A 23,115-nucleotide genomic window follows, 5' to 3' on the forward strand; every position below is an offset into this window, starting at 1 on the left:
TCTGCGGCGATAAGCGTGCAATATCACTCTAGCGCCAACGATGAGCGCTCAACAATCCCTTTTTCGTTATCCTGATGCTCCCCTTACAGTGATGTCACGCTGTTAACGATTATCCTGCTTTAGCGGATATTCTCCGCCAGCCATTGGTGCACCTGTTGCAGTTCGGGCTGCTGTTCAGGAAATTGTTCAAACAGCGCTTCACCCGCCGCGATGATATCGGGCACACGGTATGGGCGACCCTGCAAGGCCTGCGCCAGCGCCTCTAACGGCGCGGGATTAAGACTGTCCGTAAACAGCTGGCTGCGCGTAATGACACCGCGATCGACATCCATATGCAGTTCAATGCCACCCCAGGGAAAGCGCGTATCCAGCATATGGGTAAAATCCGGTGCCTGACCAAAATTCCATTCCCAACTGCTTTGCTTGGCAAATTGTTCGCGAAAGCCGGGGAGATCGGGCATTTGCTCGGGTGAAATGTGCTCCGCGGTGCAACTGTCCGCGTAATAGGCAAAAAATGCGTCACGCACCGCCTCACACACTTGCGCGTGATCGACCGTCGGCAACAGTTCCACCAGGTTGGCAACGCGGGAGCGTACTGAGGTGATGCCTTTGGCCTGCAATTTCTTCACATCCGGGTTGAGGTAATTTGCCAAACGCGAAAGATCGGCATTGAGCAACAGCGTACCGTGATGAAAGCCGCGATCCTTGGTTTCGCGGTAGGCAGACCCCGAAACCTTACGTTCGCCCTCTGCGGTCGCCACCACCAGATCGTTCCGCCCTGAAGCCGAAGCCGTAACGCCCAGCGCGGCCAGCGCATCGAGAATGATGGCGGTAGAAACGCTTTTATCGTAGCCCGGCTTTCCGGCCATAAAGGTAAAGCAGGTGTTGCCCAAATCGTGAAAAACGGCACCACCACCGCTGCTGCGGCGTGCAAGTTTGATGCCGTCTGCCTCCATCTTGCGGGTATTGCACTCTTTCCACGGGTTTTGCGCCCGACCAATCACCACGGTTTCCGCATTGCGCCAGAGGAACAGCACGTGCTGCGTGGGTGACATTTGGCGAAAGATGCACTCTTCGACGGCCAGATTAAACCAGGGATCGTAAGAGTCAGACAGCAATAAACGGAGTGATGACATTGAGGCTCCATGCGCAAACGGCCTGCCGGCAGCGGCAGCCGCTATTTCAGAGTGGAATCAGATTCGGCGCGCCTGCCAGTAGGCCCGCTTCCAGTAGACGTTATCCAATGACGATCGCATTACACCCTGGCTGGTCGAGGCGTGAATAAACTGATCGTCTTTATCATAAATACCCACATGCAATCCGCTGCTGCCGCTGCCGGTTTTGAAAAACACCAAATCGCCCGGCAACAGATCGTCCCGGTCAATGCGGGAGCCCAATTCCGTTTGCGCTTCGGTGGTGCGCGGCAGTTGCATACCGAAACGATCGCGAAAGGTTAAATAGACAAAGCCAGAGCAATCGATGCCGCGCTGATCCAGCCCGCCATAGCGATACGGCGTGCCACGCCACTGCGTGAGCTGTTCATTAAGTTGGCTTATTACCATGATGGAGTCGCCCAGACGCGGATTGGGCGGCGGCGCGCGATGGCTGCTGCACCCAACCAAAAACAAACTTGCGATCAGCAACCCCTGAATCAAGCGCATCTGCGGTATCCTGCGAGTATCGGTTCGTGTTCACCGCGTCCTGCGGGGAATGTCACGCTATCAGAATGATATTGCTGCCTAATTTAGCGTTGATTTCACTGTCTTGGCAAGTCTGATGCGGTAAATGACCGGTTACTCGGACACCGGCACCAGCCAGTCGCTCTCGCCCACGCGATGACGTTGGAAATCAATGCCAAAAACCGGTGCCAGTCGTTCAGGCTGCATGACCTCTGCCGCATCGCCAGCATCAATCAGCTTACCTTTTGAAATCAACCAGATATCATCAGCCTGCTGTAGGCTGTGATTCAAGTCGTGGGCGCTGGCCAGCACAATCAACCCAGCCTGACACAACACTTTCAGCATGGCATCAAGCGCGACACGTTGCGCCACGTCCAAACCGGTGGCGGGCTCATCCAGCACCAACAGGCGGGCATGCGGATTAAGCGAAGGCCACACCTGCAAGAATACGGCGGCAAGGCGTACACGCTGCCACTCGCCGCCGGAGAGTTCCGTCAACGGCCGCGTCAATTTATCCGTTAACATCAGGCGCGTGGCGATCTGGGCGACCACTTCATCGACCGCCATCACGCTGACCTGCCTCGGCTGGTGTAACGCCAGATATTGGAACACGGGCATCAGCGCCCCCGGGCTTTGCTGCTGAGACAGATAAGCGCGACGCAGCGCCAGGTCTCGCGCAGACAAATCGGCAATCGGCATGCCGTCCAGTTCTACGCGCCCTTCACCTTCCAGCAGCCCGGAAACCCGTGCCAGCAAGGTGCTTTTTCCAGAACCATTGGGCCCAACCACGTGAATCAAGCGACCGGCATAGGCGCTGACGCTGACGGGCTGTAAACGCCGCCCGCAGGCAACGTGGGTCAGACGCAGCGCGCAGGGAACGTGATGCTTCAACTCTTGCGTCAACAATTACTCGGCCACCGCAGCATCAATGGCGTTAACAATCATTTTGTCATCCGGGGCGATATCGGGAGAGAAACGCTGGATCACCTGACCATTGCGCCCGATCAGGAATTTTTCAAAATTCCACAGAATATCTTCAGGATGCTTGGGCGCACGGCCTTTATTGAGTAACCGTTCGTAGAAACCGCTGAGCAGATTTCCCTTGGCTTTAGGCTGTGCGGCAATCAGGTGACGGTACAGAGGATGGCGTTGTTCGCCATTCACCTCAATCTTGCTGAACATCGGGAACTGTACGCCAAAGGTGGCACGGCAAAATTCCTGGATCTCGTCGTCGCTGCCGGGTTCTTGTCCGGCGAACTCATTGGAAGGAAAACCCAGTACCACAAAGCCGCGCTCGCGATAGCTTTCATACAGTTTTTCCAACGCATCGTACTGTTTGGTTAAACCGCACTTGGAAGCCACATTAACAATCAGTGCGACCTGTCCCTGATAAGCGCCAAAGGTGGTCGCTTCGCCGTTGATGGTGGTCAGCGGGATTGCATAGATGTCGTTACTCATAGTCACCTTCCTGTTGTACGTCATTAGGTTACATTTACCGGATTACGCTGGCGCAGCAGCAGCCAGATAAATAACGGTGCGCCGAGCGTCGCGGTGATCACACCGATGGGCAACTCGGCCGAGGGGATCACCACGCGCGCCATGGTGTCAGAGAGTGACAGCGTCATGGCACCCGCCAGCCCGCAGCCCGTCAGTAAGTAACGTTGATCGGTCAACCCGATCAGGCGCAGCGCATGGGGTACAATCAGCCCGACAAACCCGATAACACCGGCCAGCGCAACGCTAATCCCCACCAGTATGCCCACGACCAGCACCAAAAGGTTACGCCAGCGGTAAACGGAGATCCCCAACTGCCGCGCCTGAATCTCACCCAGCGAAAGACGGTTGAGCGTCTGTCCCTGGCGGCTTAACCACGCCAGACAAGGCAGCAACGCCACCATCAACCACCCGTAGCGCCAGTCAACGCCGCTGAATCCGCCCAGCATCCAATACATCAGTTGGCGTAGATCCAGACTGGTGCTGAAATAGACCGCCCAGGTCATCACCGCGCTGCATACAATCCCCAGCGCCACGCCAATCAGCAGCAAACGCGCGTTGGAGATATGACGTCGGGCAAAGTGTAATAGCAAGAATGTGGTGGCGAGCGCACCCACGATAGCGCCGACGCTCAGTACCCAAACGGGCTGCAACCCCTGCCCCAGCAGTACGCCAAGCACCAGCGCCACGCCCGCGCCATTAGCAACGCCCAGCAAGCCCGGTTCTGCCAGCGGATTATCGAAAATGGCCTGCATCACGGCCCCTGACATCGCCAGGCTCGCCCCTACCAGCATAACAGCCAGCATTCTCGGTAAGCGCAACTGCCAGATGAAAACGCGCTCGGCGTCATCCCACCACGCCCAGGGCATTACCCAACGATCGCCAGCACATAACCCGATGATCACGGTCACCGCCGCCAGTAGCGCCAACACCACGATGCGTTGACGGTCGTGATAGCGCTGGCGCAAACGCAACAGCGAGTATCCCTTGTTCAATGACTGCATAACGCTATCCTGTACCCTGCGGTCACACCCCGCAAACTCAACTCTGCTTAACTCGACCGCCATGTCGTGTAGCGTCACTGCACGCCGTTCATCTCGTTCAGGCATTCAGGATGCCTGGTAGCGATTAAAACGCCACTTTACGCCGCCCCGTCAGCCAGGCACCGACAAACTCAGGCACCACCGCCGTCGCCGCGCCGTAGATTTTTTCATCAAACTGGCTCTCTACCTGACTCGGCTCGAGATTCAGTTCGATGGTGTAAGCGCCATGGGTGTGCGCTTCATGAACGAACCCTGCGGCCGGATAGACATGGCCGGAAGTCCCGATGGCGATGAAATAATCGGCTTGCGCCAGCGCCTGATAGATGCGCTCCATGCCAAGGGGCATTTCCCCGAACCACACCACGTGCGGACGCAGCGGCGCGGGAAACTGGCAACAGTGGCAGCGTTCATCGGCAGCAATATCACCGGTCCACTCGATAACCTGCCCGCTCTGGCAACAGCGCACTTTGAGCAATTCGCCGTGCATATGGACAACCCGCTGGCTGCCCGCACGCTCATGCAAATTATCAATATTTTGCGTCACCAACAGGAAGTTATCCCCGAGCGCCGCCTCAAGATTGGCTAACGCCAGGTGCGCCGCATTGGGTACCACCTCTGGCTGCTGCAACTGCTTACGGCGCGCGTTGTAAAACGCTTGCACCAATTGCGGATCGCGTTGAAACCCTTCCGGCGTGGCGACATCCTCCACCCGGTGCTCTTCCCACAGACCATCCGCCGCACGAAAGGTGCGAATGCCGGATTCCGCTGAAATCCCGGCGCCGGTCAGAACCACCACGCGCGGGCTTTTTGATTCATTCACCGCCAGATAATCCTTATGGAAAATACGTGAACGCAGACGCTGCTGACGCAGTCGCTTTCCTTGATGAAACCGGATCATCCGTTGACGCGTATGCATGTCTGCTCCTGTGCTAGCTGGGTAGAAAGTGTCTATACCCGTCATACTTCAAGCTGCAGGTGCGTTGGCTGCATTCGCTCACCCGAATCACTTACCTGAGTAAGCTCATCGGGACTCACTCACTTGCCGCCTTCCTGCAACTCGAATTATTTAGGGTATATAATGCTGCTTACTGGATTGCCAAGAAACGTTTACTGCTAAAAAAGTTACTGCGAAGAAAAGTGCAGCAGGGCCGCGCCCCGAACGCCGCCGGCATCGCCGTAGCGCGCCTTCTCAATGCGCGGTAAGCGCGCCACCGGCAGCAAATACTCAGGCAACCGCGCCGGGAGAAACTGATAGATCTCGTCAAAATTAGACAAACCGCCGCCCAATACCAGCAGGTGTGGGTCAAACATCGTCAACAGATTCCCCACGCAGGCCGCCAGCACGCTCATATAGCGATCGACGTGCGCCAACGCGTTTGTCTCACCCGCCCGATAATGGCGAATAATGGTGACCGCATTGAGACTCTCGCCGTAGGTGTGCGCATAAAGCCACTCAAAACCCCGGCCAGAAATATAGTTTTCAATACAGCCCGACTGACCACAGCCGCATTTGACCCGGGGAATATCCTCACCCATGATATCCAGCGCGTCCACCGGTAACCGGAAATGGCCGAACTCGCCGGTAATGCCGTTGCGCCCATCAATCACTTCGCCGTTAATCACCAGACCGCCACCGACGCCAGTGCCAAGGATCAGCCCCAACACCACAGGGTACTGACGAAATTCCCCCTCCCAGGCTTCCGAAAGCGCAAAACAGTTGGCATCGTTGGTCATGCGCACGTCGCGCTGTAACAAGCGTTGTAAATCGGCCTGTAGCGGTTTTCCCATGGTTGCAGGCAGGTTAGCGGTAAACAGCGCGCCATCATCCCCGTCGCGCATACCGGGAATACCGACGCCGACCGTCCCGGTTTTTCCGCTCAGCGCATCGGCTTCCTGCGTGAGCGCAACAAAGGCCGCCAGCAACGCATCGTAGTCATTACGCGGCGTAGGCACGCGTTTTTGCCACACGGACTTCATGTCCGCATCAAAGACGCCGACTTCAATCTTACTGCCGCCCAGGTCAAAACCATAATACATGGCTCACTCCTCTGTGGCTGAATAGGTTGCGCGATTACTGCCCGCTTAACACGCGAGCGGGCTCAATACGGCTGGCACGCCGCGCCGGATACCAACTGGCGAGCAAGCTCAACGCCACGGCAGTGAGCAGCACCAGCACCACATCCGTCATGTGCAATTCTGACGGCAGGAAATCGATGAAATAGATATCGCCCGACAGAAAATGGTGTCCGGTCAGCGATTCGATCCCGCGAATAATCGCACTCAGTTGCAGCGTTGCCACCACGCCAATCACTGCACCGATCACGCAGCCGAGCAGGCCAGCCAGCAAACCGTACCAGATAAAAATGGCGCGGATCAGTCTGTCGCTCGCCCCCAGGGTGCGCAATACGGCGATATCACTGCTTTTGTCTTTCACCGCCATCACCAGCGTGGAAACAATGTTAAAACAGGCCACGCCAATCACCAGTACCATCGCTAAATACATGATAGTCCGAATCATCTGGATGTCGCGGTACATGTAGCCGTAGGTGCCAATCCAGTCATGGATAAAGATATAGGTGTCAGTCACTTTCCCGGCATCGCGCACCAGTTTGCTGGCGGCAAATACGTCATCGACCTTGATGGCAATGCCGCTGACATCATCACCCATGTCCAGATACTGCTGGGCGTCAGCCAGCGGGATCAACGCCAGACTGTGATCAAGTTGCCCGCTGAGTTGCAGAATACCGCTCACGTGCAGGCGAATGCGTTTTGGCTGCAACAGTTTCATTTGCGGATCGCTGTTGGGGATCATCACTGTCACCCAATCCCCGGTTTTTACCTCAAGCGCCTGCGCGACGCCCTTCCCGAGAATAACCTGCTGCTCGCCGGCCTTAAAATTGGCCCACGCGTTTCCTGCCACAAACGTTGGCAAGGTGCTGAGGCGTTGTTCCTGTTGTGGATCGACGCCTTTCATCTGTATCGCGCGCAGTCTGGCACCGCTTTCCAGCAGCCCGGTGAAATGCACATAAGGCGCAGCGGCAACGATACCAGGCACCTGCTCAATGTTGGGCAACATCCCCTGCCAACCGGTGAACGGCGGATTGACCGGTTCCATTTCACCATGGGGCACCACCGCCAGAATACGATTTTTCAATTCACGTTCGAAACCGTTCATGGCGCTGAGGCCAACGATCAGCACCGCCACCCCGAGCGCAATACCGATGGTAGAAATCACCGAGATCAGGGAAACCATGCCACCGCGCCGACGGCCCCGGCTAAAACGCAGCCCAATCAGCAGGGAAAGCGGGGGAAAACTCATTGCGCGGCTCCCATCAGGGTTAACTCTTGCTGAAGTTGCCCGTCACGCATTTCCAATTGGCGACGCAAACGCGCTGCCAGCGACAAATCGTGAGTCACCACCAGAAACGCCGTGCCCTGACGCACGTTTAATTCACCCAGCAGTTCAAAAATGGTATCCGCCGTGCGCTGATCGAGGTTACCCGTAGGCTCGTCCGCCAACACCAGCGATGGGCTATTCACCAGCGCGCGGGCGATGGCCACGCGCTGACGCTCCCCGCCGGACAATTCGCTGGAGCGGTGCTCGCGCCGTGCATCCAGTCCCACGGCGGCCAGCATGGCGCGCGCCTGATCCTGCGCCTGCGCGGGCGGCGTGTTGCCAATCAGCAGTGGCATTGCCACGTTTTCCAACGCGGTGAAATCCGGCAGTAAATGGTGAAACTGGTAGATAAAGCCCAGTTCGCGGTTGCGCAGCGCCGATTTGGCGGCGGCAGAGAGCCCGCTGAGCGCCTCTCCTTTGAAGATAACATCGCCCGTGGTGGGCGCATCCAGCCCGCCCAGCAGGTGCAACAGGGTACTTTTCCCCGACCCGGAGCTGCCGACAATCGCCATCATTTCACCGGCTTGCATGCTGAATGTCACATGACGCAGCACCTCGGTGGACAGTTTTCCTTCCTGATAGGTTTTGCACAGGTCATTACATTGCAGCAACAGGGAATCATTCATAGCGTAAAGCCTCGGCGGGATGAACGGCGGCGGCGCGCCAGGAAGGATAAAGGGTAGAGAGCAGTGCGACGATCATCGCCACCAACGCGATGGTCACCACCTGCACAGCATCAATATGAACCGGCAGCGCGGCACCATCCAACAACAATCCCAATGCCGGGATCAGGGTATTGAGCTGGCTGGCCAGTAGCGTACCGAGCACTGCACCCAACAAGGCACCCACCACCCCGGCGCTTCCGCCCTGCACCATAAACACCGCCATGATCTGGCGTTGAGTCAGCCCCTGCGTTTGCAAAATGGCGACCTCACCCTGCTTTTCCATCACCAACAACCCCAACGACGTAATGATATTGAACGCCGCGACGGCGACGATCAGGCTTAACAACAGCCCCATCATGTTTTTTTCCATGCGAACGGCCTGAAACAGCTCGCCCTTACGCTCGCGCCAATCCTTCATCACCAGCCCTTGTGGCACCGACTGCGCACTGAACGCCACAATATCCAACGGGTTTTCCAGCCACAAACGCCAGCCGGTAATGTGCCCGGTCGGGTAACGCATCAGACGCGACGCATCCTGCTGATTGACCAGCATCTGGTAACCATCCACTTCGCTGCCCGCAGCAAAGGTGCCCGCCACGGTAAACAAGCGCTGGCTGGGAATGCGACCCATCGGCGTGAGCTGGCTGGCACCAGTAACCATAATACGCAGTTGTTCACCGCGTTTAACCCCAAGCTGCGAGGCCAACTGCTCGCCAAGGATCACCTGATATTCACCCGGCTGGAGTTGGGTGAGCGCGGTATTTTTCAAATAACGTGACAAGGGCTCAGGCTCGTCGGGATTAATGCCGAGCATCACGCCCACCGCCACGCTGCGCGCGCTCTGCAACACCACTTCGCCCGTGGTGATAGGGGCAATGCGCGTCACGCCCTGTAAGCTACTCAGCGACGATGCGGGCAACGCCTGCGGATCGAGTGAACCATTTGCCGTGGTCACCACTGCTTGCGGCATCAGCCCCAGGATGCTTTCCTCAAGCTCCCGTTCAAATCCGTTCATCACCGACAATACGGTCACCAGTGCCATTACGCCTAACGTGATGCCAATGGCCGATAACCAGGAGACAAATCGCCCGAAGCGATCCGATGCTCGCCCACGCATATAACGCAGGCCAATAAATAAAGCGACAGGTTGATACATGAAATCCGTCTGGATAAGGTTGCTAAAGCAAAGTGATCAAGGATAATAAAGGGTCATATCACTTTATGGAACCCTACCCCGCTTTCTACACTGCTTTTTCTTATGCTGGAACGGGGCAACACCAGATATTCGGAATATGCCTGAAAAAAATCGCTATGCTCTGCCCGTTAAATCGGGTGAACAACGTCTGTTGGGTCAGCTAACCGGCGCAGCCTGCGCCGTCGAGTGTGCCGACATCATTGAACGCCACGCCGGACCGGTGGTGCTTATCGCACCCGATATGCAAAACGCGCTGCGGCTACGCGATGAACTTCAGCAGTTTACAGCGCATCCGGTCACCACGCTGTCTGACTGGGAGACGCTGCCTTACGACAGCTTCTCGCCGCATCAGGAGATCATCTCGGCGCGCCTCTCCACGCTGTATCACCTCCCGGAGATGACGCGCGGCGTGCTGGTGTTACCGGTCAATACGCTGATGCAGTTGGTTTGCCCGCACACCTTCCTGCACGGTCATGCATTGATGGTAAAAAAAGGGCAACGCCTGTCGCGCGATAAACTGCGCGCGCAGTTGGAGCAAGCGGGCTATCGCAGTGTCGATCAGGTGATGGAGCACGGGGAGTTCGCCACGCGCGGTGCGCTGCTGGATCTGTTTCCCATGGGCAGTGAGGAGCCCTACCGCATCGATTTTTTTGACGATGACGTAGACAGCCTGCGCGTATTTGATGTCGATAGCCAGCGCACGCTGCACGAAGTGGCACAGATTAGCCTGCTGCCTGCGCACGAATTTCCTACCGATAAAAATGCCATCGAACGCTTTCGCAGCCAGTGGCGCGAAACCTTTGAAGTGCGTCGCGATGCCGAGCATATTTATCAGCAGGTCAGCAAAGGCACCTGGCCCGCCGGTATCGAATATTGGCAGCCGCTGTTTTTTGAACAACCGCTCAGCACGCTGTTTAGCTATCTCCCCAGCAATACGCTGCTGGTCAACACCGGCGATCTTGAAGCGAGCGCCACCCGTTTTTGGGCCGACATTCAACAGCGCTTTGAAAGCCGTCGTGTAGACCCAATGCGCCCGCTGTTAGCGCCGGAATCCTTGTGGCTGCGTGTCGATGCATTGTTCAGCGAACTGAAAGCCTGGCCGCGCGTACAGCTCAGCAAAGAGACGCTGACGGAAAAAGCGGCGCACCGCAACCTGGGTTACCAAACGCTGCCAGACATTGCCATCCAGCACCAGCACAAAGCACCGCTGGATGCGCTACGGCGTTTTTTGGAAGGCTTTTCCGGACAGGTTATCTTTTCCGTTGAAAGCGAAGGGCGCCGCGAAACCCTTCAGGAATTACTGGCACGCATCAAACTGGCACCAACGCCGATTACCCGGTTGGATCAGGCGGACAAGCCCGGCGCTTACCTGATTATCGGTGCCAGCGAGCACGGTTTTATCGACACAATGCGCCAGCGCGCGTTGATTTGTGAAAGCGATCTGCTCGGCGAACGCGTTGCACGTCGACGCCAGGACAGCCGACGCACCATTAATACCGATACGCTGATCCGCAATCTGGCCGAACTGCATCCGGGCCAACCGGTGGTGCATCTGGAGCACGGCGTCGGGCGTTATGTCGGCCTCACGACGCTGGAAGCGGGCGGCATCATGGCCGAGTACATGATCCTGACCTACGCCGGGGAAGATAAACTCTACGTCCCGGTTTCGTCACTGCACCTCATCAGCCGTTATTCCGGTGGCGCGGATGACAACGCGCCGTTGCACAAACTGGGCGGCGATGCCTGGTCACGCGCGCGACAGAAAGCGGCGGAGAAAGTGCGTGATGTGGCAGCCGAACTGCTGGATATCTACGCGCAGCGCGCAGCGAAAAGCGGCTTTGCCTTTAAGCACGATCGTGAGCAATACCAACTCTTCTGCGAAGGCTTCCCGTTCGAAACCACGCCGGATCAGGCGCAAGCCATCAATGCCGTGCTGAGCGACATGTGCCAACCGCTGGCAATGGACCGCCTGGTGTGCGGTGATGTCGGCTTCGGCAAAACTGAAGTCGCGATGCGCGCCGCGTTTCTCGCCGTGGAAAACCACAAACAGGTGGCGGTGCTGGTGCCGACCACCCTGCTGGCACAACAGCATTACGACAATTTCCGCGATCGCTTTGCCAACTGGCCTATCCGTATCGAAATGCTCTCCCGCTTCCGTAGCGCCAAAGAACAGACGCAGGTGCTGGAACAAACGCAGGAAGGCAAGGTGGATATTCTGATCGGCACCCACAAACTGCTGCAAAGTGACGTGCACTGGCGCGACCTTGGGCTGCTGATTGTGGATGAAGAGCACCGCTTTGGCGTGCGCCACAAAGAGCGTATCAAAGCGATGCGTGCCGACGTGGATATCCTGACGCTGACCGCCACGCCGATCCCGCGCACCCTGAATATGGCGATGAGCGGAATGCGCGATCTTTCGATTATCGCCACACCGCCCGCGCGCCGCCTGGCAGTAAAAACCTTTGTACGCGAGTATGATAGTTTGTTGGTGCGCGAAGCGATGCTGCGTGAAATTCTGCGCGGTGGACAGGTGTATTACCTCTACAACGACGTCGAAAATATCGAGAAAGCCGCTCAGCGCCTGACGGAGTTGGTGCCTGAAGCGCGCATCGCGATTGGTCACGGCCAAATGCGCGAACGGGATCTGGAGCGCGTGATGAGCGATTTCCACCATCAACGCTTTAACGTGCTGGTGTGCACCACCATTATTGAGACCGGCATCGATATTCCCAGCGCCAATACCATCATCATTGAGCGCGCCGACCATTTCGGTCTGGCTCAGTTGCACCAACTGCGCGGCCGCGTCGGCCGCTCACACCATCAGGCCTATGCCTATCTGCTGACGCCGAACCCGAAGGCGATGAGCACCGATGCACATAAACGGCTGGAAGCCATCGCGTCATTGGAAGATCTGGGCGCAGGCTTTGCGCTGGCAACCCATGATTTGGAGATTCGCGGTGCGGGTGAACTGCTTGGCGAAGATCAAAGTGGGCAAATGACCACCGTCGGTTTTTCGCTCTATATGGAGCTGTTGGAAAGCGCGGTCGATGCGCTCAAAGCCGGGCGCGAGCCCTCTTTGGAAGATCTGATCAGCAGCCAGACCGAGGTGGAATTACGCCTGCCGTCCCTGCTGCCGGAGGCCTTTATCCCTGACGTCAATACCCGTTTGTCGTTCTACAAGCGCATTGCCAGCGCCAAGGATGATAACGCGCTGGAAGAACTGAAAGTGGAGCTTATCGATCGCTTTGGCACCCTGCCGGATGCCACGCGCCATCTGTTGCAGATTGCCGCGCTGCGCCAGCGCGCACAATCGCTGGGTATCAAACGTATCGAGGGTAACGAAAAAGGCGGATTTATCGAGTTCGGCGCCCATAATCGGGTCGATCCTGCGCATCTGATTGGCCTGTTACAGCGCGATCCTCGCGTCTATCGTTTGGATGGCCCTACCCGTTTGAAATTCATTAAAGACCTCAGCGAAAGACCGCAGCGTGTCGATTTCATCACTGGACTTCTGAGTGACATGGCCCAGCATACCTTGGCGGCATAAGCTCACACAGTGGTGGCTAGTATCTCTTAGCCACCACTGTGTACGGGGTTGAATAGGGTGTAACCAAACGGTAACCCCCAGGAATAAGCGCCAAGGCTAAAACTCGCCCTGGATCAACATAGATTGCATGTTATTGAGCTCTATTATAGATATCAAATTTATTAAAAAGTGAGTGTGCTCTGTAATATACCGTGCGTGAAGATATATTGAGAAGGCGTGATATTTTCTATTAGCGAAGTGGCTTCATAAGATAATGCCTTGAAAATTTCAGATAAAAACCATCCAGACTGCCATATTCTGAATAACCCAGTTTTATATAAAACCCGCGGGCCTGAAAACTGAAGGTGTCAACATAAGAAAAATGGCAGTCTCTCTTTATCGCTTCCCCCTCCGCCATTAGCATCAACTCTCGCCCGACGCCGTTTTTTTGATACTCAGCCGCAACCCACAGATATTGAATGTCTAATCCGCCCCACCATGTTCTGGCTATTATCCCACCCTTTATATTGCCTGATACATCATTAACCGTGACTCTTAATGGTTGAATATTGACAGGTGCAAAATGGTCATTATATTTCCATAAGCCATCAAGTATCTGTTTCTCTTCATTTTCATCAGGTGTGCAGTGTAATAGGTAATTCATCGGTCCCCCTTGTGGTTGAAAATAGCTCACGTAACTCACTGCATTAATCTTATCGACATAAAACTATCCAATACTGAAATAAATATAAAATACCAAGTACTCTCTGAATTTTTAATAGGATTCAATACACAGCACTACCGTGCTCTAGCCAGCAGCAGCAATAACACATAGACCAGCATGGCCGCACCCAGGTTATAGAACATCCCCGCCACAAAGGCATCGGCGTACTGGCCTGCCTGCACTATCACGCCATCATCGGTGGTCAGCGCCTTAGCAAACAGGAGGCCGACCACCGCCACGCCCAGCGCCGCGCCCACTTGTTGCACCGTTGAGACTACCCCTGACGCCATACCAGCCTGCGTTTCAGCGACAAAGCCCAGCACCACATTCAGCAATGGCGTCATGATGAAACCCTGACCGGCACCGACCACCACCAGCACGGGAATCAACCGCACAGCGACCAACTCCGCCCCGCCCATCCTCACCTGCACGATCAGCCCGCCGATGGAGAGCGCATAGACCAACGCCCCCACCACGATCGCTCGCATGCCAACGCGTGCCACCAGCCTCGGGGCTGCCAGCGACGCCAAGATAAAACCCAGGCTACAGGGTGCAAAGATGCTGCCCGCCACCAAGGGATCGAGACCCAGGCCGGTTTGCATCAGCAACGCGAAGCACAAAAAGAAGGAGCTCGACGTCGAGTAGACCAGCAACACCAGCGCAGCCCCCAACGCAAAACGGCGTTGCGATAGCAACTGCATGTCGACCAGAGGGATTCCGCCGCGCATCCGCCGCCACTCTTGCTGCCGATAAAACAGTGCAAACAGCACCATTGCCGCACTCATCGACCAGAAACTCCACCCCGGCCAGCCTTGTGCGGGCCCCTCGATCAGCGCCACCAGCAACAGTGTCAACCCCGCACTGCTCAACACCATCCCCGTCCCGTCCAAGTCTGAGCGCTGTGGCGCGCGAGTTTCTGGAATACAGCGCGCAGCGGCGAGGGCAAACAGACCCATGGGCACATTGATAAGAAAGATGCTGCGCCAGCCCAGCCCGAGCAGATCGGCATATACCATCCAGCCACCCAGCACCTGGCCCGCAATCGCGGACAGACCGAGCGTCATCCCCAGCAGGCCGAAGGCACGGCGGCTGTCATCTCCGCCGAAGTTGACGCGAATGGACGCATAGACCTGGGGGAACAGCAAGGCGGCGGCCAAACCTTGTAACACCCGTGCGCCGATCAAAAAGTTGGCGCTGGGTGCCAGTCCGCACAGCACCGATGTCAGGGTGAAACTCGCCATGCCGACGATGAACAGTCGGCGGCGACCAAATAGGTCCCCCAGCCGCCCACCGGTGATGAGCAAGACACCGAAGGCCAACTCGTATCCAGCCACGATAAAACCGACCTGCGCAAAGCTCGCACCCAGCCCGGTTTGCATGCTGGGAATCGCCACGTTGACCACGAACAGATCGAAGATGGTCATGAAACCGGCGAGCAGCAGCACGGATAACCCTAGCCACGGTGGAGCACTGACGGCGCGCTCGGACGACAGCGTACAGCAAGAATTTGAGTTCATATTGCGTTTCCAGAGTAAAGAAGCGAACATTCTCAAATTCTTTTTAAACGATTACAATTTAACACATTATGCTATTACTAAAAGCAACGAGGTAAATGATGCGAACTCTGGAACGAACCCGCCCCGATCTGGCGGCTTTCCTGCGCACGCTCCGTGAGCGTCTTACGCCAGCCGAGGTAGGGCTGCCCAGTGGCAACCGACGTCGCACGCCGGGACTGCGGCGCGAAGAGGTCGCCGCACTCGCTGGCGTTGGCCTGACCTGGTACACCTGGTTGGAACAAGGGCGCGACATCGGGGTGTCGGCCAGCTTTCTCGATAATCTGGCGCGGGTGCTTAAACTGGACGCGGCCCAGCGCAGGCACCTGTATCTGTTGGCCCACCAACGCCCGCCCGCAGAACCGGGAAAAACCTGGTGCGTGCTGCCTCCATTGGTGCGACGCCTGATGCACGACCTGCCGCATCCAGCCTTCGTGCTCAACCTGCGTTGGGACGTACTGGGCTTTAATGCCGAAGCCGATAGGCTTTTCGGCTTTGGCAAGCACGCGCCCGAACGGCGCAACTTACTGTGGTTGCTGTTCACCGATCCGTTGCTGCATCAACGCATAGACGATTGGGAACAACAAGCGCCCCTGATGCTATCGAGCTTTCGCCGCGACTTCACTCGCGGTACGCAGGAAGCCGATATTCACCAACTGGTGGATGAACTGGAGCGGGTGTCGCCGGAGTTCAGGGCGTGGTGGCGGCAGCACGACGTTCATGCCTCCTGTAGCGGCGTGCGCAAGCTGGTGATCGACGGCCAGCCCTCCCCCTTCGAGCACACCTCGTTGACGGTGGATGAGGACCGGCACCTGCGGTTGGTGGTTTATGCACGCGCTGCCAGCGCGTCTTAGGCGATCGCACACAGACAGATTTATCCTCGCCAGGGACTCTGAAAAAGGTATCCCTCTATACAAGCCGCTTCGCACGCAGTAAAATCCCCGCCTTTTTCTTATTACCGGGGGAGATAACATGTTTATCGGCTTTGACTACGGCACGGCGAACTGTTCCGTTGCACTAATGCAAAATGGCACGCCACGCCTGTTGCCACTGGAAAACAACTCTCCCTATCTCTCGTCTATGCTGTGCGCGCCCACGCGTGAAGCCGTCAGCGAGTGGTTGTGGCGTCATCATCAGGTAGACGCTCAAGGCGAAAATGCGCAGCTGCTGCGGCGCGCCATCAGCTATAACCGCGATGAAGATATTGCCGTTGAATCTCACAGCGTACACTTTGGACAAGCGGCGCTGGCGCGTTATATGGACGATCCGCAAGAAGTGTGGTTCGTGAAATCCCCGAAGTCGTTTTTAGGTGCGGTAGGGCTAAAAGCGCAGCAGATCGCCTTTTTTGAAGATCTGGTGTGCGCCATGATGCTGCATATTCGCCAGCAGGCGGAGCGGCACGCGGGAGATGCCATCACCCAGGCGGTGATTGGTCGGCCTATCCATTTCCAAAGTATCGGTGGCGACGCTGCGGATAAGCAAGCGCAGGACATTCTTGAACGTGCCGCAACGCGCGCCGGGTTCCGTGATATCGCGTTTCAGTTTGAGCCGGTTGCCGCCGGGCTGGATTTCGAAGCAACGCTACAGCAGGAAACCCGGGTACTGGTGGTCGACATCGGCGGCGGTACCACCGACTGCTCGATGCTGCTGATGGGGCCTGCGTGGCACCGCAAGCAAGAGCGCCACGACAGTCTGCTGGGACACAGCGGGTGCCGCACCGGCGGCAACGACCTCGATATCCAACTGGCCTTCAAACAGTTTATGCCGCTGCTCGGTATGAATGGCATGACGGAAAAAGGCATTGCCCTGCCGACTCTGCCCTGGTGGAACGCGGTCGCGATTAACGATGTGCCGGCGCAGAGTGCGTTTTACCACAATGCGACCCGCACGCTGATTAACGAGATGATCCGCGATGCGCGTGAACCCGCGCAGATCAAACGCCTGTTGAACGTCTGGCAGCAGCGTTTGAGCTATCGGTTGGTGCAGCAAGCGGAAGCCTGCAAAATTGCCTTATCCGATGCGCCCATCACCGACGCTGCGCTGGCGTTTATCGAAACCGCGCTGGCAACACGCGTCTCTGCCGAAGAGATGGTGCAGGCTATCGCTCAGCCCGTATCGCAGATTCAAACCCAGATTCGCCAGGCGCTGGAGGACAGCGGAACACGCCCCGACGTGGTTTATCTGACCGGCGGCAGTGCGCGCTCGCCGCAGTTGCGTCTGGCGGTACAACAGACATTGCCTGATGTGGCAATCGCCAGCGGCGATGATTTTGGTTCCGTCACCGCCGGATTGGCGCGCTGGGCAGAATTGCTGTTTCAGCGTTAAGCGGTGACTGACACGCCCTGACGGGCGTGTCAGATTGCCACTTATGCCTTTTGATTCAGCACCAGTTGCCCATTTCTGTCCAACGGGATTTGGGTGCCGGGATCGCGATCCATACGGATCTTGCCTTGCTGCGCGCCAATTTTGTAGGTGACGTCATAGCCCAGCACTTTCTGCGATTTGTCATATACCGTCTGACAACGCTGTTGCGTCGTGCTGTAGGTATCATTGTTCTGCATATGGCCCTGAACCTGATTACCTGCATACCCGCCCGCCAACGCGCCCGCAACCGTGGCAATATCCTTTCCTCGGCCCCCGCCGACCTGATGGCCCAATACGCCACCGGCCACTGCGCCGAGCACCGACCCCGCCAGACGATTCTCATCTTGCACCGGACGACGGTGGGTCACGCTGACATCACGGCACTCCTGACGCGGCGTTTTCACCGTTTCTTTAATCGGTGTTGCCGAGATAACCTGGGCAAACTGCGGCTCGGTTGAAAAAACCTCCATGCTGGCTACCGCCGCTACGCCTAAAGCAGCAGCCACACCAATACCCACCCCCGCTAACATGGATTTATTCACAGAAACCTCCTGAATGACTACCCGCACCTGCTTTATCCGCTGTATCCCTGAGCGCCAGGGGACAATGCCCTTAACGTCGGTGTCAGCCATTGCAGCGTGCGTTGTTTCGTTGATCACTGGCGAAAGTGTGCATTCGAAGAGAAAAGCTGACAATCGGATTAGTTAACCAAAAGCGTAGATATGTTAATAAAATGCGGTTATTTGGGATTTTTCTTAGGGGGAATTGGCGTTAAGGCGAGATGTTGTTCTGAGAGTAAAAAGACTGCGATGCAAGGCCCGTCAGCACAACGTGCCGCCCTGACAGGCAGCACGTCGTAGCACCCGGTCTGTTAATGCAGTTTCAGACGCGGACGAATCACACGGTTAATGCCACCCACCAGCATCATCAACCCGGTCTTGGTGTAGCCGTGCAAGGCAATCTGGTGCATACGGTACAGTGAAATATACACCACGCGCGCAATGCGCCCTTCCACCATCACCGACCCGCGCATCAGGTTACCCATCAGGCTGCCGACGGTGCTGAATTTGGACAGCGACACCAGCGATCCGTGATCCTTATAGACATAAGGCTTCAACGCCTGACCGTTAAGCTGGGCGAGGATATTGTGATAGCAGCGCGTCGCCATCTGGTGCGCCGCCTGGGCGCGCGGCGGCACAACGCTGCCGCTCGGTTGCAGGCACGAGGCACAGTCACCGATGGCATAGATGTTTGCATCGCGCGTAGTTTGCAGCGTCGGTTCCACCACCAGTTGGTTGATGCGGTTGGTTTCCAGACCGGCAATCTCTTTCATGGCATCCGGAGCTTTGATCCCTGCGGCCCACACCATCAAATCGGCTTCGATAAACTCACCCTCTTTGGTGTGTAAACCGCCGGGCTTCGCTTCCGTGACCAGCGTTTTGGTCAGAACGCGCACACCGATATTGGTCAACTCCTGATGTGCAGCGGCAGAAATGCGCGGCGGCAACGCAGGCAAAATGCGCTCACCGGCTTCCACCAGCGTCACGTTCAACGCCTGATTGTCCAGCCCGTCAAAGCCGTAGCTGTGCAGTTGCTTCACCGCATTATGCAGTTCTGCGGAAAGTTCTACCCCGGTCGCGCCGCCGCCAACGATGGCAATGTTGACCTTTTCCTTGTCGTCGTTAGCGTTTGAGGTGAATTTCAGGAACAGGTTGAGCATTTCATTGTGGAAACGGCGCGCCTGTTTGGGGCTGTCGAGAAAAATGCAGTTGTCCTTGACGCCTGCGGTACCGAAATCGTTGGAGATACTGCCCAGCGCGATCACCAAAATGTCGTAAGGCAGCGAACGTTCAGCCACCAGCATTTCACCCTGCTCATTATCGATTTCGGCCAGTCGAATGCACTGGCTTTCACGATCGATATTCATCAGCGTGCCTAACTGAAAATGGAAGCCATGGTTGCGTGCATGCGCCAGGTAGCTCAGCGCGTCAATGTCATCATCCATCGATCCGGTGGCCACTTCGTGCAGCAACGGTTTCCATAAATGACTTTGATTACGATCGACCAAGGTGATCTCAGCTTTGCTTTTGCGCCCCAGCTTATGACCCAGGCTGGTGGCTAATTCCAAACCGCCGGCTCCACCGCCGACAATAACAATTTTTTTGAGTGCTGATGTCAAAACGACCCCCTGATTGTGAACCAATAGTTAATAAGGCGTAAAAAATAATATCCTTATATTACATAGGGTTCTCATAAGTTAAATGCTAAATCTGTGGGAAGAATAGCACGCCAGGTCATTTGGTCATACCAAAATTGATATATATCAATTTATTTTTTATCCACTTGATTCGCAGCTAAAATTTTCCTTTTGAATTCATCAAATTATTTTGCAACGGGTGATAGAAGTATAGGACACACGGCGTTGGACGAGGAACGTCAAACGCCGTGACAGGGAAAAATGGAGAGGATTGTTGTCGATTAACCGAGCGTTTTGAACGCCTTAATGCGTTGAAGGTGCGGCGAGATACTCTTGAATTTATGCGTCTGGATATCGTCCCAAATCACTTCGTAGAACGATCCCAGCAGCGCGGCGCTGCGCTGGCTATCCAGCATTTCATCGTTGCGCGACAGCACGGTCAGACAGCGATCGCGATTCTTCTCACGGAAATTGGCGACACACTTGGTGGCAATATCTGCATACTCTTCGGGTCTGTCGATTTTTCCCGCCATATTCTCTTGCGGGAACAGGTTTGGATTAAAAATGACCTGGCGAATATCACACAAAAAGCCGATACGTTCGGCCCAAAAGCCGCCCAGCCCTACACCGCAAATCAGCGGGCGCTCATCCTGTGCACGCTGAATCAGCTTGTCGACTTGTTTGAGCAAATGTTGCATATCATGCCGGGGATGAAGCGTACTGTAGCTCAGCAGCTCAACGTCCTGGTCAATAAACTGCAACTGCAACACTTTTTCATGGTTGCCGGGGCTAGTGGAATCAAAGCCATGCAAGTAGATAATCATTTGAACTTCATCCTCCGGTTACAGCCAACGCGAAACGTCGCCGCCATCACGGCAAGCAAATGCTCTTTGATAATACACCTGATGTATTGTGCCTGCATTGACCGGTGACAGGTTATCTACCACACGGGCGTGTGGATTATCCGTTCGGATTACGCGTTTACCCCCAGAGCACGACGCGATGCCGAACCTGCCGCTAAAAACGCCGTTTGCCCCGTTTGATGCCAGCACACCTCGCACCACATCAGAATAAGAAAATCGGCCCAGGGCAACCACTGTTGAACCGATGCGTTCAGCGCCTGCGCGCTAAAGCCGGGGCGTTGCTGCTGGTAGCTCCGCAGCAAGCGTCGTTGTGATGCACCGTCAAGCCCGTTGCCACGCACCAGCAGCGCCAGTTCCAGGCCAATATCACCATCGGCGGCGTATTCCCAATCGATAAGCAGCAGCGAACCCTGCGGCGTGATCAAGACATTCTCGCTATGCACGTCAAGATGCAGAGGAGCCCACGCGAGCAAGTCAGGCTGCGCACTGCGCTGAAAATGCTGGTGCCAGCGCAGCAGCGCTGGCGAGCGGCGACGCGGATCCATGTTTTGCCAATGGTGGGTGAACTGCACCGGCAAATTCAAGCGATAACCACAGCACGGCTGGCGGTGAAGTTGGCTGAGCAGCTGTGCCAGCGCACCGTTTTCCAATATGCAGGAAAAATCCTGCGCGCACGCCGTCGTCCCTGCGGCCCATTCCACGATGAGCCACCCGTCGCGGTAGATGACAGGCTTGGGTGCCAACTGCCGTGCCGAGAGTTGACGTAACACCCGATATTCACGCTGCCTGAATACCCCCAACTGCGCCGCCTCGGCGGTTTGTGGCCGCGCCAGCAGCTCACGATGGCCCACGCGAACGCGCCAGCAGCCGCTGCCCGAACCGTTGACGGCATCGAAATGAAAACCGGCGGTATCGACCGCCGGAAAGTGTTGCGCAAGCAGACGTTCAAGCGCCGATTTACTGTTGGACGGCACCATTTCCCGACCACACGATTTCACCGGTTTGCACCAGCATCAGTTGCATGTCCAACTGCGGCGTCTTCACATCACCGCTCACGTCGCTGTAGAGCACATACTGTGCGCTCACGTAGCGCGCCAGGCCAATGGCTTTAGTGCGCGAGCCCAGACTGTCCTCTGCCGATAACCCCAGCGTCTGTTTCGCCACGGCGACCTGCTCACGCGGCACCAGCGTGAACGCGTTACCACTCGCCAGTGCCTCGTAAATCGCCGTTGTCGCCTTCGCGACCGGCAGCGATCCGTTAGTGTTGTTCTTCACGCTGTCAACCAGCAGGATGCTGCCGGGTGCTACGCCGCTGGCCTGTCGCAGTTGTGCTACTAACGGCCCGACGCTGCCATCCCAGTTCAGGGTTTGAATTTTCGGAGGCGTGGGCACCGACTGTCCCGGCGGTGGCGTAACCACTTCCGGCTGTGACGGTTTTACCGGCTCGATCTGCGCCGGTGGCTGTTGCTCTGGCGGACGCGTCATACAGCCGGTCAACACCATTGCAGCGAACAGCAGCACAAGATACTTTTTCATGCTTTCCTCTCTAAACGCTTTTACAGAAACAGATGCAGGCGTACTTGCTGAACATTCTGACCTTCATGCGCGCCGGAGATACGCGCTTCGCTCTGCGCTGGCACCAGCACGCTGCGCACCTCGTCATAAGGCAGCACATCTAACCCCTTTGCGTCATACCAGTAGAAACGGTACTGCACCATCACTGACTGTGATGCGGTATTACGCAGCACTGCCGACGCCCTGCCGCCTTCACTGCGCGTGGTCAGATCGGGTTTCGATGCCGTAATCCCGGCGGAAAGCAGCGAGGCATCAAGCACTAATGTTTGCCGTTCGTTGATGGTCAGCACGGGCGGCTTACTGGAGCACGCGACGGCCCCCAATACCAATAAGGCTGATAACAGGCCGCGCACAATCTGGAAGTTCATGACGTTAGTCCGACAGCAACGGTCCCAGAGGACGACCACCCAGCAGGTGCATATGAATATGATAGACCTCCTGGCCGCCATGACGATTGCAGTTGACGATCAGGCGATAGCCGTCTTCGTCAATGCCCGCGTCGCGCGCAATCTTGCTGGCGACGGTGAACAATCTTCCCAGCGCCTGCTCGTGCTCAGGCAAAACATCGTTTACGGTCGGAATCAATACGTTAGGCACGATCAAAACGTGTGTTGGCGTACGGGGAGCGATATCACGAAAAGCGGTCACCAGCTCATCCTGATAGACGATGTCGGACGAAATTTCCCGGCGGATAATTTTACTGAAAATGGTTTCTTCAGCCATGTTTGAGTTCCTTGTAAACGTGTAACGCCGAATGGTTACGGCAGTATGAGTGACTCTTTCGGTTGCTTTCAACCTTCTTTCTGTTTTTTCTTGTTCAGACATTTGAATTTCAGCGTG

At 56.3% G+C, this 23,115-nt stretch carries 22 protein-coding genes; 3 read left to right on the forward strand and 19 right to left on the reverse strand.

Annotation, left to right across the window (positions count from 1 at the left end):
• Positions 1–119: 119 nt before the first annotated feature.
• The 10 genes from J5069_RS06365 to lolC form a co-directional block, all read right to left on the reverse strand.
• Positions 120–1,136, reverse strand: a complete 1,017-nt coding sequence (locus J5069_RS06365; RefSeq protein WP_264643045.1) for a lipoate--protein ligase A — start codon at positions 1,134–1,136, stop codon at positions 120–122.
• Positions 1,137–1,193: 57 nt separating this feature from the next.
• Positions 1,194–1,661 carry an NlpC/P60 family protein gene (locus J5069_RS06370; RefSeq protein ID WP_264643046.1) on the reverse strand — a complete coding sequence of 156 codons (468 nt, stop codon included), beginning with the start codon at positions 1,659–1,661 and terminating at the stop codon, positions 1,194–1,196.
• Positions 1,662–1,793: 132 nt separating this feature from the next.
• Positions 1,794–2,585: a vitamin B12 ABC transporter ATP-binding protein BtuD gene (gene btuD, locus J5069_RS06375; RefSeq protein ID WP_413542202.1), complete on the reverse strand. Its 792-nt coding sequence runs from the start codon at positions 2,583–2,585 to the stop codon at positions 1,794–1,796.
• Positions 2,586–3,137 (reverse strand): glutathione peroxidase, encoded by a 552-nt coding sequence (locus tag J5069_RS06380; RefSeq protein ID WP_264643047.1) that lies wholly within the window; start codon positions 3,135–3,137, stop codon positions 2,586–2,588.
• 23 nt (positions 3,138–3,160) lie between these two features.
• Positions 3,161–4,177 carry a vitamin B12 ABC transporter permease BtuC gene (gene btuC / locus J5069_RS06385; protein WP_264643749.1) on the reverse strand — a complete coding sequence of 339 codons (1,017 nt, stop codon included), beginning with the start codon at positions 4,175–4,177 and terminating at the stop codon, positions 3,161–3,163.
• Between the two features lie 124 nt (positions 4,178–4,301).
• Positions 4,302–5,132, reverse strand: coding sequence for a Sir2 family NAD+-dependent deacetylase (gene cobB / locus J5069_RS06390; protein ID WP_264643048.1), 831 nt, complete (start codon positions 5,130–5,132; stop codon positions 4,302–4,304).
• Between the two features lie 206 nt (positions 5,133–5,338).
• Positions 5,339–6,253, reverse strand: coding sequence for an N-acetylglucosamine kinase (gene nagK, locus J5069_RS06395; RefSeq protein WP_264643049.1), 915 nt, complete (start codon positions 6,251–6,253; stop codon positions 5,339–5,341).
• Positions 6,254–6,287: 34 nt separating this feature from the next.
• A complete protein-coding gene (gene lolE / locus J5069_RS06400; RefSeq protein WP_264643050.1) occupies positions 6,288–7,535 on the reverse strand; it encodes a lipoprotein-releasing ABC transporter permease subunit LolE in 1,248 nt (415 codons plus the stop codon).
• Complete coding sequence (gene lolD, locus J5069_RS06405) at positions 7,532–8,239, reverse strand: lipoprotein-releasing ABC transporter ATP-binding protein LolD (RefSeq protein ID WP_264643051.1); 708 nt, start codon at positions 8,237–8,239, stop codon at positions 7,532–7,534. Before lolD ends, lolE begins: the two co-directional genes overlap by 4 nt.
• Positions 8,232–9,434: a lipoprotein-releasing ABC transporter permease subunit LolC gene (gene lolC / locus J5069_RS06410; protein WP_264643052.1), complete on the reverse strand. Its 1,203-nt coding sequence runs from the start codon at positions 9,432–9,434 to the stop codon at positions 8,232–8,234. The genes lolD and lolC overlap by 8 nt, the downstream gene beginning before the upstream one ends.
• Before the next feature lie 136 nt (positions 9,435–9,570).
• Between lolC and mfd the strand changes: the two genes are divergently transcribed.
• Positions 9,571–13,020, forward strand: a complete 3,450-nt coding sequence (gene mfd, locus J5069_RS06415; RefSeq protein WP_264643053.1) for a transcription-repair coupling factor — start codon at positions 9,571–9,573, stop codon at positions 13,018–13,020.
• A gap of 229 nt (positions 13,021–13,249) precedes the next feature.
• Here the strand turns inward: mfd and J5069_RS06420 are convergent, their stop codons facing one another.
• Both J5069_RS06420 and J5069_RS06425 read right to left on the reverse strand, forming a co-directional pair.
• Positions 13,250–13,663, reverse strand: a complete 414-nt coding sequence (locus J5069_RS06420) for a GNAT family N-acetyltransferase (RefSeq protein WP_264643054.1) — start codon at positions 13,661–13,663, stop codon at positions 13,250–13,252.
• A gap of 134 nt (positions 13,664–13,797) precedes the next feature.
• Positions 13,798–15,240 carry an MFS transporter gene (locus J5069_RS06425; RefSeq protein ID WP_264643055.1) on the reverse strand — a complete coding sequence of 481 codons (1,443 nt, stop codon included), beginning with the start codon at positions 15,238–15,240 and terminating at the stop codon, positions 13,798–13,800.
• 98 nt (positions 15,241–15,338) lie between these two features.
• On the opposite strand from J5069_RS06425, the gene J5069_RS06430 reads away from it, so the two are divergent.
• On the forward strand, positions 15,339–16,130 hold the full coding sequence (locus J5069_RS06430) for a helix-turn-helix transcriptional regulator (RefSeq protein WP_264643750.1): 792 nt from the start codon (positions 15,339–15,341) through the stop codon (positions 16,128–16,130).
• A gap of 118 nt (positions 16,131–16,248) precedes the next feature.
• On the forward strand, positions 16,249–17,601 hold the full coding sequence (gene yegD, locus J5069_RS06435; RefSeq protein ID WP_264643056.1) for a molecular chaperone: 1,353 nt from the start codon (positions 16,249–16,251) through the stop codon (positions 17,599–17,601).
• A 41-nt stretch (positions 17,602–17,642) separates the two neighbouring features.
• On the opposite strand, the gene J5069_RS06440 is transcribed toward yegD, so the two are convergent.
• From J5069_RS06440 to hinT, 7 genes are all read right to left on the reverse strand, one after another.
• Complete coding sequence (locus J5069_RS06440; protein WP_264643057.1) at positions 17,643–18,182, reverse strand: glycine zipper 2TM domain-containing protein; 540 nt, start codon at positions 18,180–18,182, stop codon at positions 17,643–17,645.
• Between the two features lie 329 nt (positions 18,183–18,511).
• Positions 18,512–19,819 carry an NAD(P)/FAD-dependent oxidoreductase gene (locus J5069_RS06445; protein ID WP_264643058.1) on the reverse strand — a complete coding sequence of 436 codons (1,308 nt, stop codon included), beginning with the start codon at positions 19,817–19,819 and terminating at the stop codon, positions 18,512–18,514.
• Between the two features lie 299 nt (positions 19,820–20,118).
• Positions 20,119–20,661, reverse strand: a complete 543-nt coding sequence (gene ycfP, locus J5069_RS06450) for an alpha/beta hydrolase YcfP (RefSeq protein ID WP_264643059.1) — start codon at positions 20,659–20,661, stop codon at positions 20,119–20,121.
• Positions 20,662–20,810: 149 nt separating this feature from the next.
• A complete protein-coding gene (locus tag J5069_RS06455) occupies positions 20,811–21,698 on the reverse strand; it encodes a phosphotransferase (protein WP_264643060.1) in 888 nt (295 codons plus the stop codon).
• The gene (gene lpoB, locus J5069_RS06460) at positions 21,658–22,236 is read right to left on the reverse strand and encodes a penicillin-binding protein activator LpoB (protein ID WP_264643061.1); all 579 of its coding nucleotides are present in this window, start codon (positions 22,234–22,236) and stop codon (positions 21,658–21,660) included. The genes J5069_RS06455 and lpoB overlap by 41 nt, the downstream gene beginning before the upstream one ends.
• A gap of 20 nt (positions 22,237–22,256) precedes the next feature.
• Positions 22,257–22,643 carry a YcfL family protein gene (locus tag J5069_RS06465; protein WP_264643062.1) on the reverse strand — a complete coding sequence of 129 codons (387 nt, stop codon included), beginning with the start codon at positions 22,641–22,643 and terminating at the stop codon, positions 22,257–22,259.
• Between the two features lie 4 nt (positions 22,644–22,647).
• The gene (hinT, locus tag J5069_RS06470; RefSeq protein ID WP_264643063.1) at positions 22,648–22,998 is read right to left on the reverse strand and encodes a purine nucleoside phosphoramidase; all 351 of its coding nucleotides are present in this window, start codon (positions 22,996–22,998) and stop codon (positions 22,648–22,650) included.
• Positions 22,999–23,115: the final 117 nt, after the last annotated feature.

The organism is Candidatus Symbiopectobacterium sp. NZEC127 (genome assembly GCF_025962675.1).
Taxonomy (GTDB): domain Bacteria; phylum Pseudomonadota; class Gammaproteobacteria; order Enterobacterales; family Enterobacteriaceae; genus Symbiopectobacterium.

Bases quoted from the DNA above. Each gene is read 5' to 3' on its own strand.
- btuC (WP_264643749.1), bottom strand. From the start codon at position 4,177: ATGCAGTCATTGAACAAGGGATACTCGCTGTTGCGTTTGCGCCAGCGC.
- lolD (WP_264643051.1), bottom strand. From the start codon at position 8,239: ATGAATGATTCCCTGTTGCTGCAATGTAATGACCTGTGCAAAACCTAT.
- J5069_RS06365 (WP_264643045.1), bottom strand. From the start codon at position 1,136: ATGTCATCACTCCGTTTATTGCTGTCTGACTCTTACGATCCCTGGTTT.
- J5069_RS06465 (WP_264643062.1), bottom strand. From the start codon at position 22,643: ATGAACTTCCAGATTGTGCGCGGCCTGTTATCAGCCTTATTGGTATTG.
- lolC (WP_264643052.1), bottom strand. From the start codon at position 9,434: ATGTATCAACCTGTCGCTTTATTTATTGGCCTGCGTTATATGCGTGGG.
- J5069_RS06420 (WP_264643054.1), bottom strand. From the start codon at position 13,663: ATGAATTACCTATTACACTGCACACCTGATGAAAATGAAGAGAAACAG.
- yegD (WP_264643056.1), top strand. From the start codon at position 16,249: ATGTTTATCGGCTTTGACTACGGCACGGCGAACTGTTCCGTTGCACTA.
- J5069_RS06370 (WP_264643046.1), bottom strand. From the start codon at position 1,661: ATGCGCTTGATTCAGGGGTTGCTGATCGCAAGTTTGTTTTTGGTTGGG.
- hinT (WP_264643063.1), bottom strand. From the start codon at position 22,998: ATGGCTGAAGAAACCATTTTCAGTAAAATTATCCGCCGGGAAATTTCG.
- nagK (WP_264643049.1), bottom strand. From the start codon at position 6,253: ATGTATTATGGTTTTGACCTGGGCGGCAGTAAGATTGAAGTCGGCGTC.
- lolE (WP_264643050.1), bottom strand. From the start codon at position 7,535: ATGAGTTTTCCCCCGCTTTCCCTGCTGATTGGGCTGCGTTTTAGCCGG.
- cobB (WP_264643048.1), bottom strand. From the start codon at position 5,132: ATGCATACGCGTCAACGGATGATCCGGTTTCATCAAGGAAAGCGACTG.
- lpoB (WP_264643061.1), bottom strand. From the start codon at position 22,236: ATGAAAAAGTATCTTGTGCTGCTGTTCGCTGCAATGGTGTTGACCGGC.
- ycfP (WP_264643059.1), bottom strand. From the start codon at position 20,661: ATGATTATCTACTTGCATGGCTTTGATTCCACTAGCCCCGGCAACCAT.
- mfd (WP_264643053.1), top strand. From the start codon at position 9,571: ATGCCTGAAAAAAATCGCTATGCTCTGCCCGTTAAATCGGGTGAACAA.
- J5069_RS06425 (WP_264643055.1), bottom strand. From the start codon at position 15,240: ATGAACTCAAATTCTTGCTGTACGCTGTCGTCCGAGCGCGCCGTCAGT.
- J5069_RS06380 (WP_264643047.1), bottom strand. From the start codon at position 3,137: ATGAGTAACGACATCTATGCAATCCCGCTGACCACCATCAACGGCGAA.
- J5069_RS06430 (WP_264643750.1), top strand. From the start codon at position 15,339: ATGCGAACTCTGGAACGAACCCGCCCCGATCTGGCGGCTTTCCTGCGC.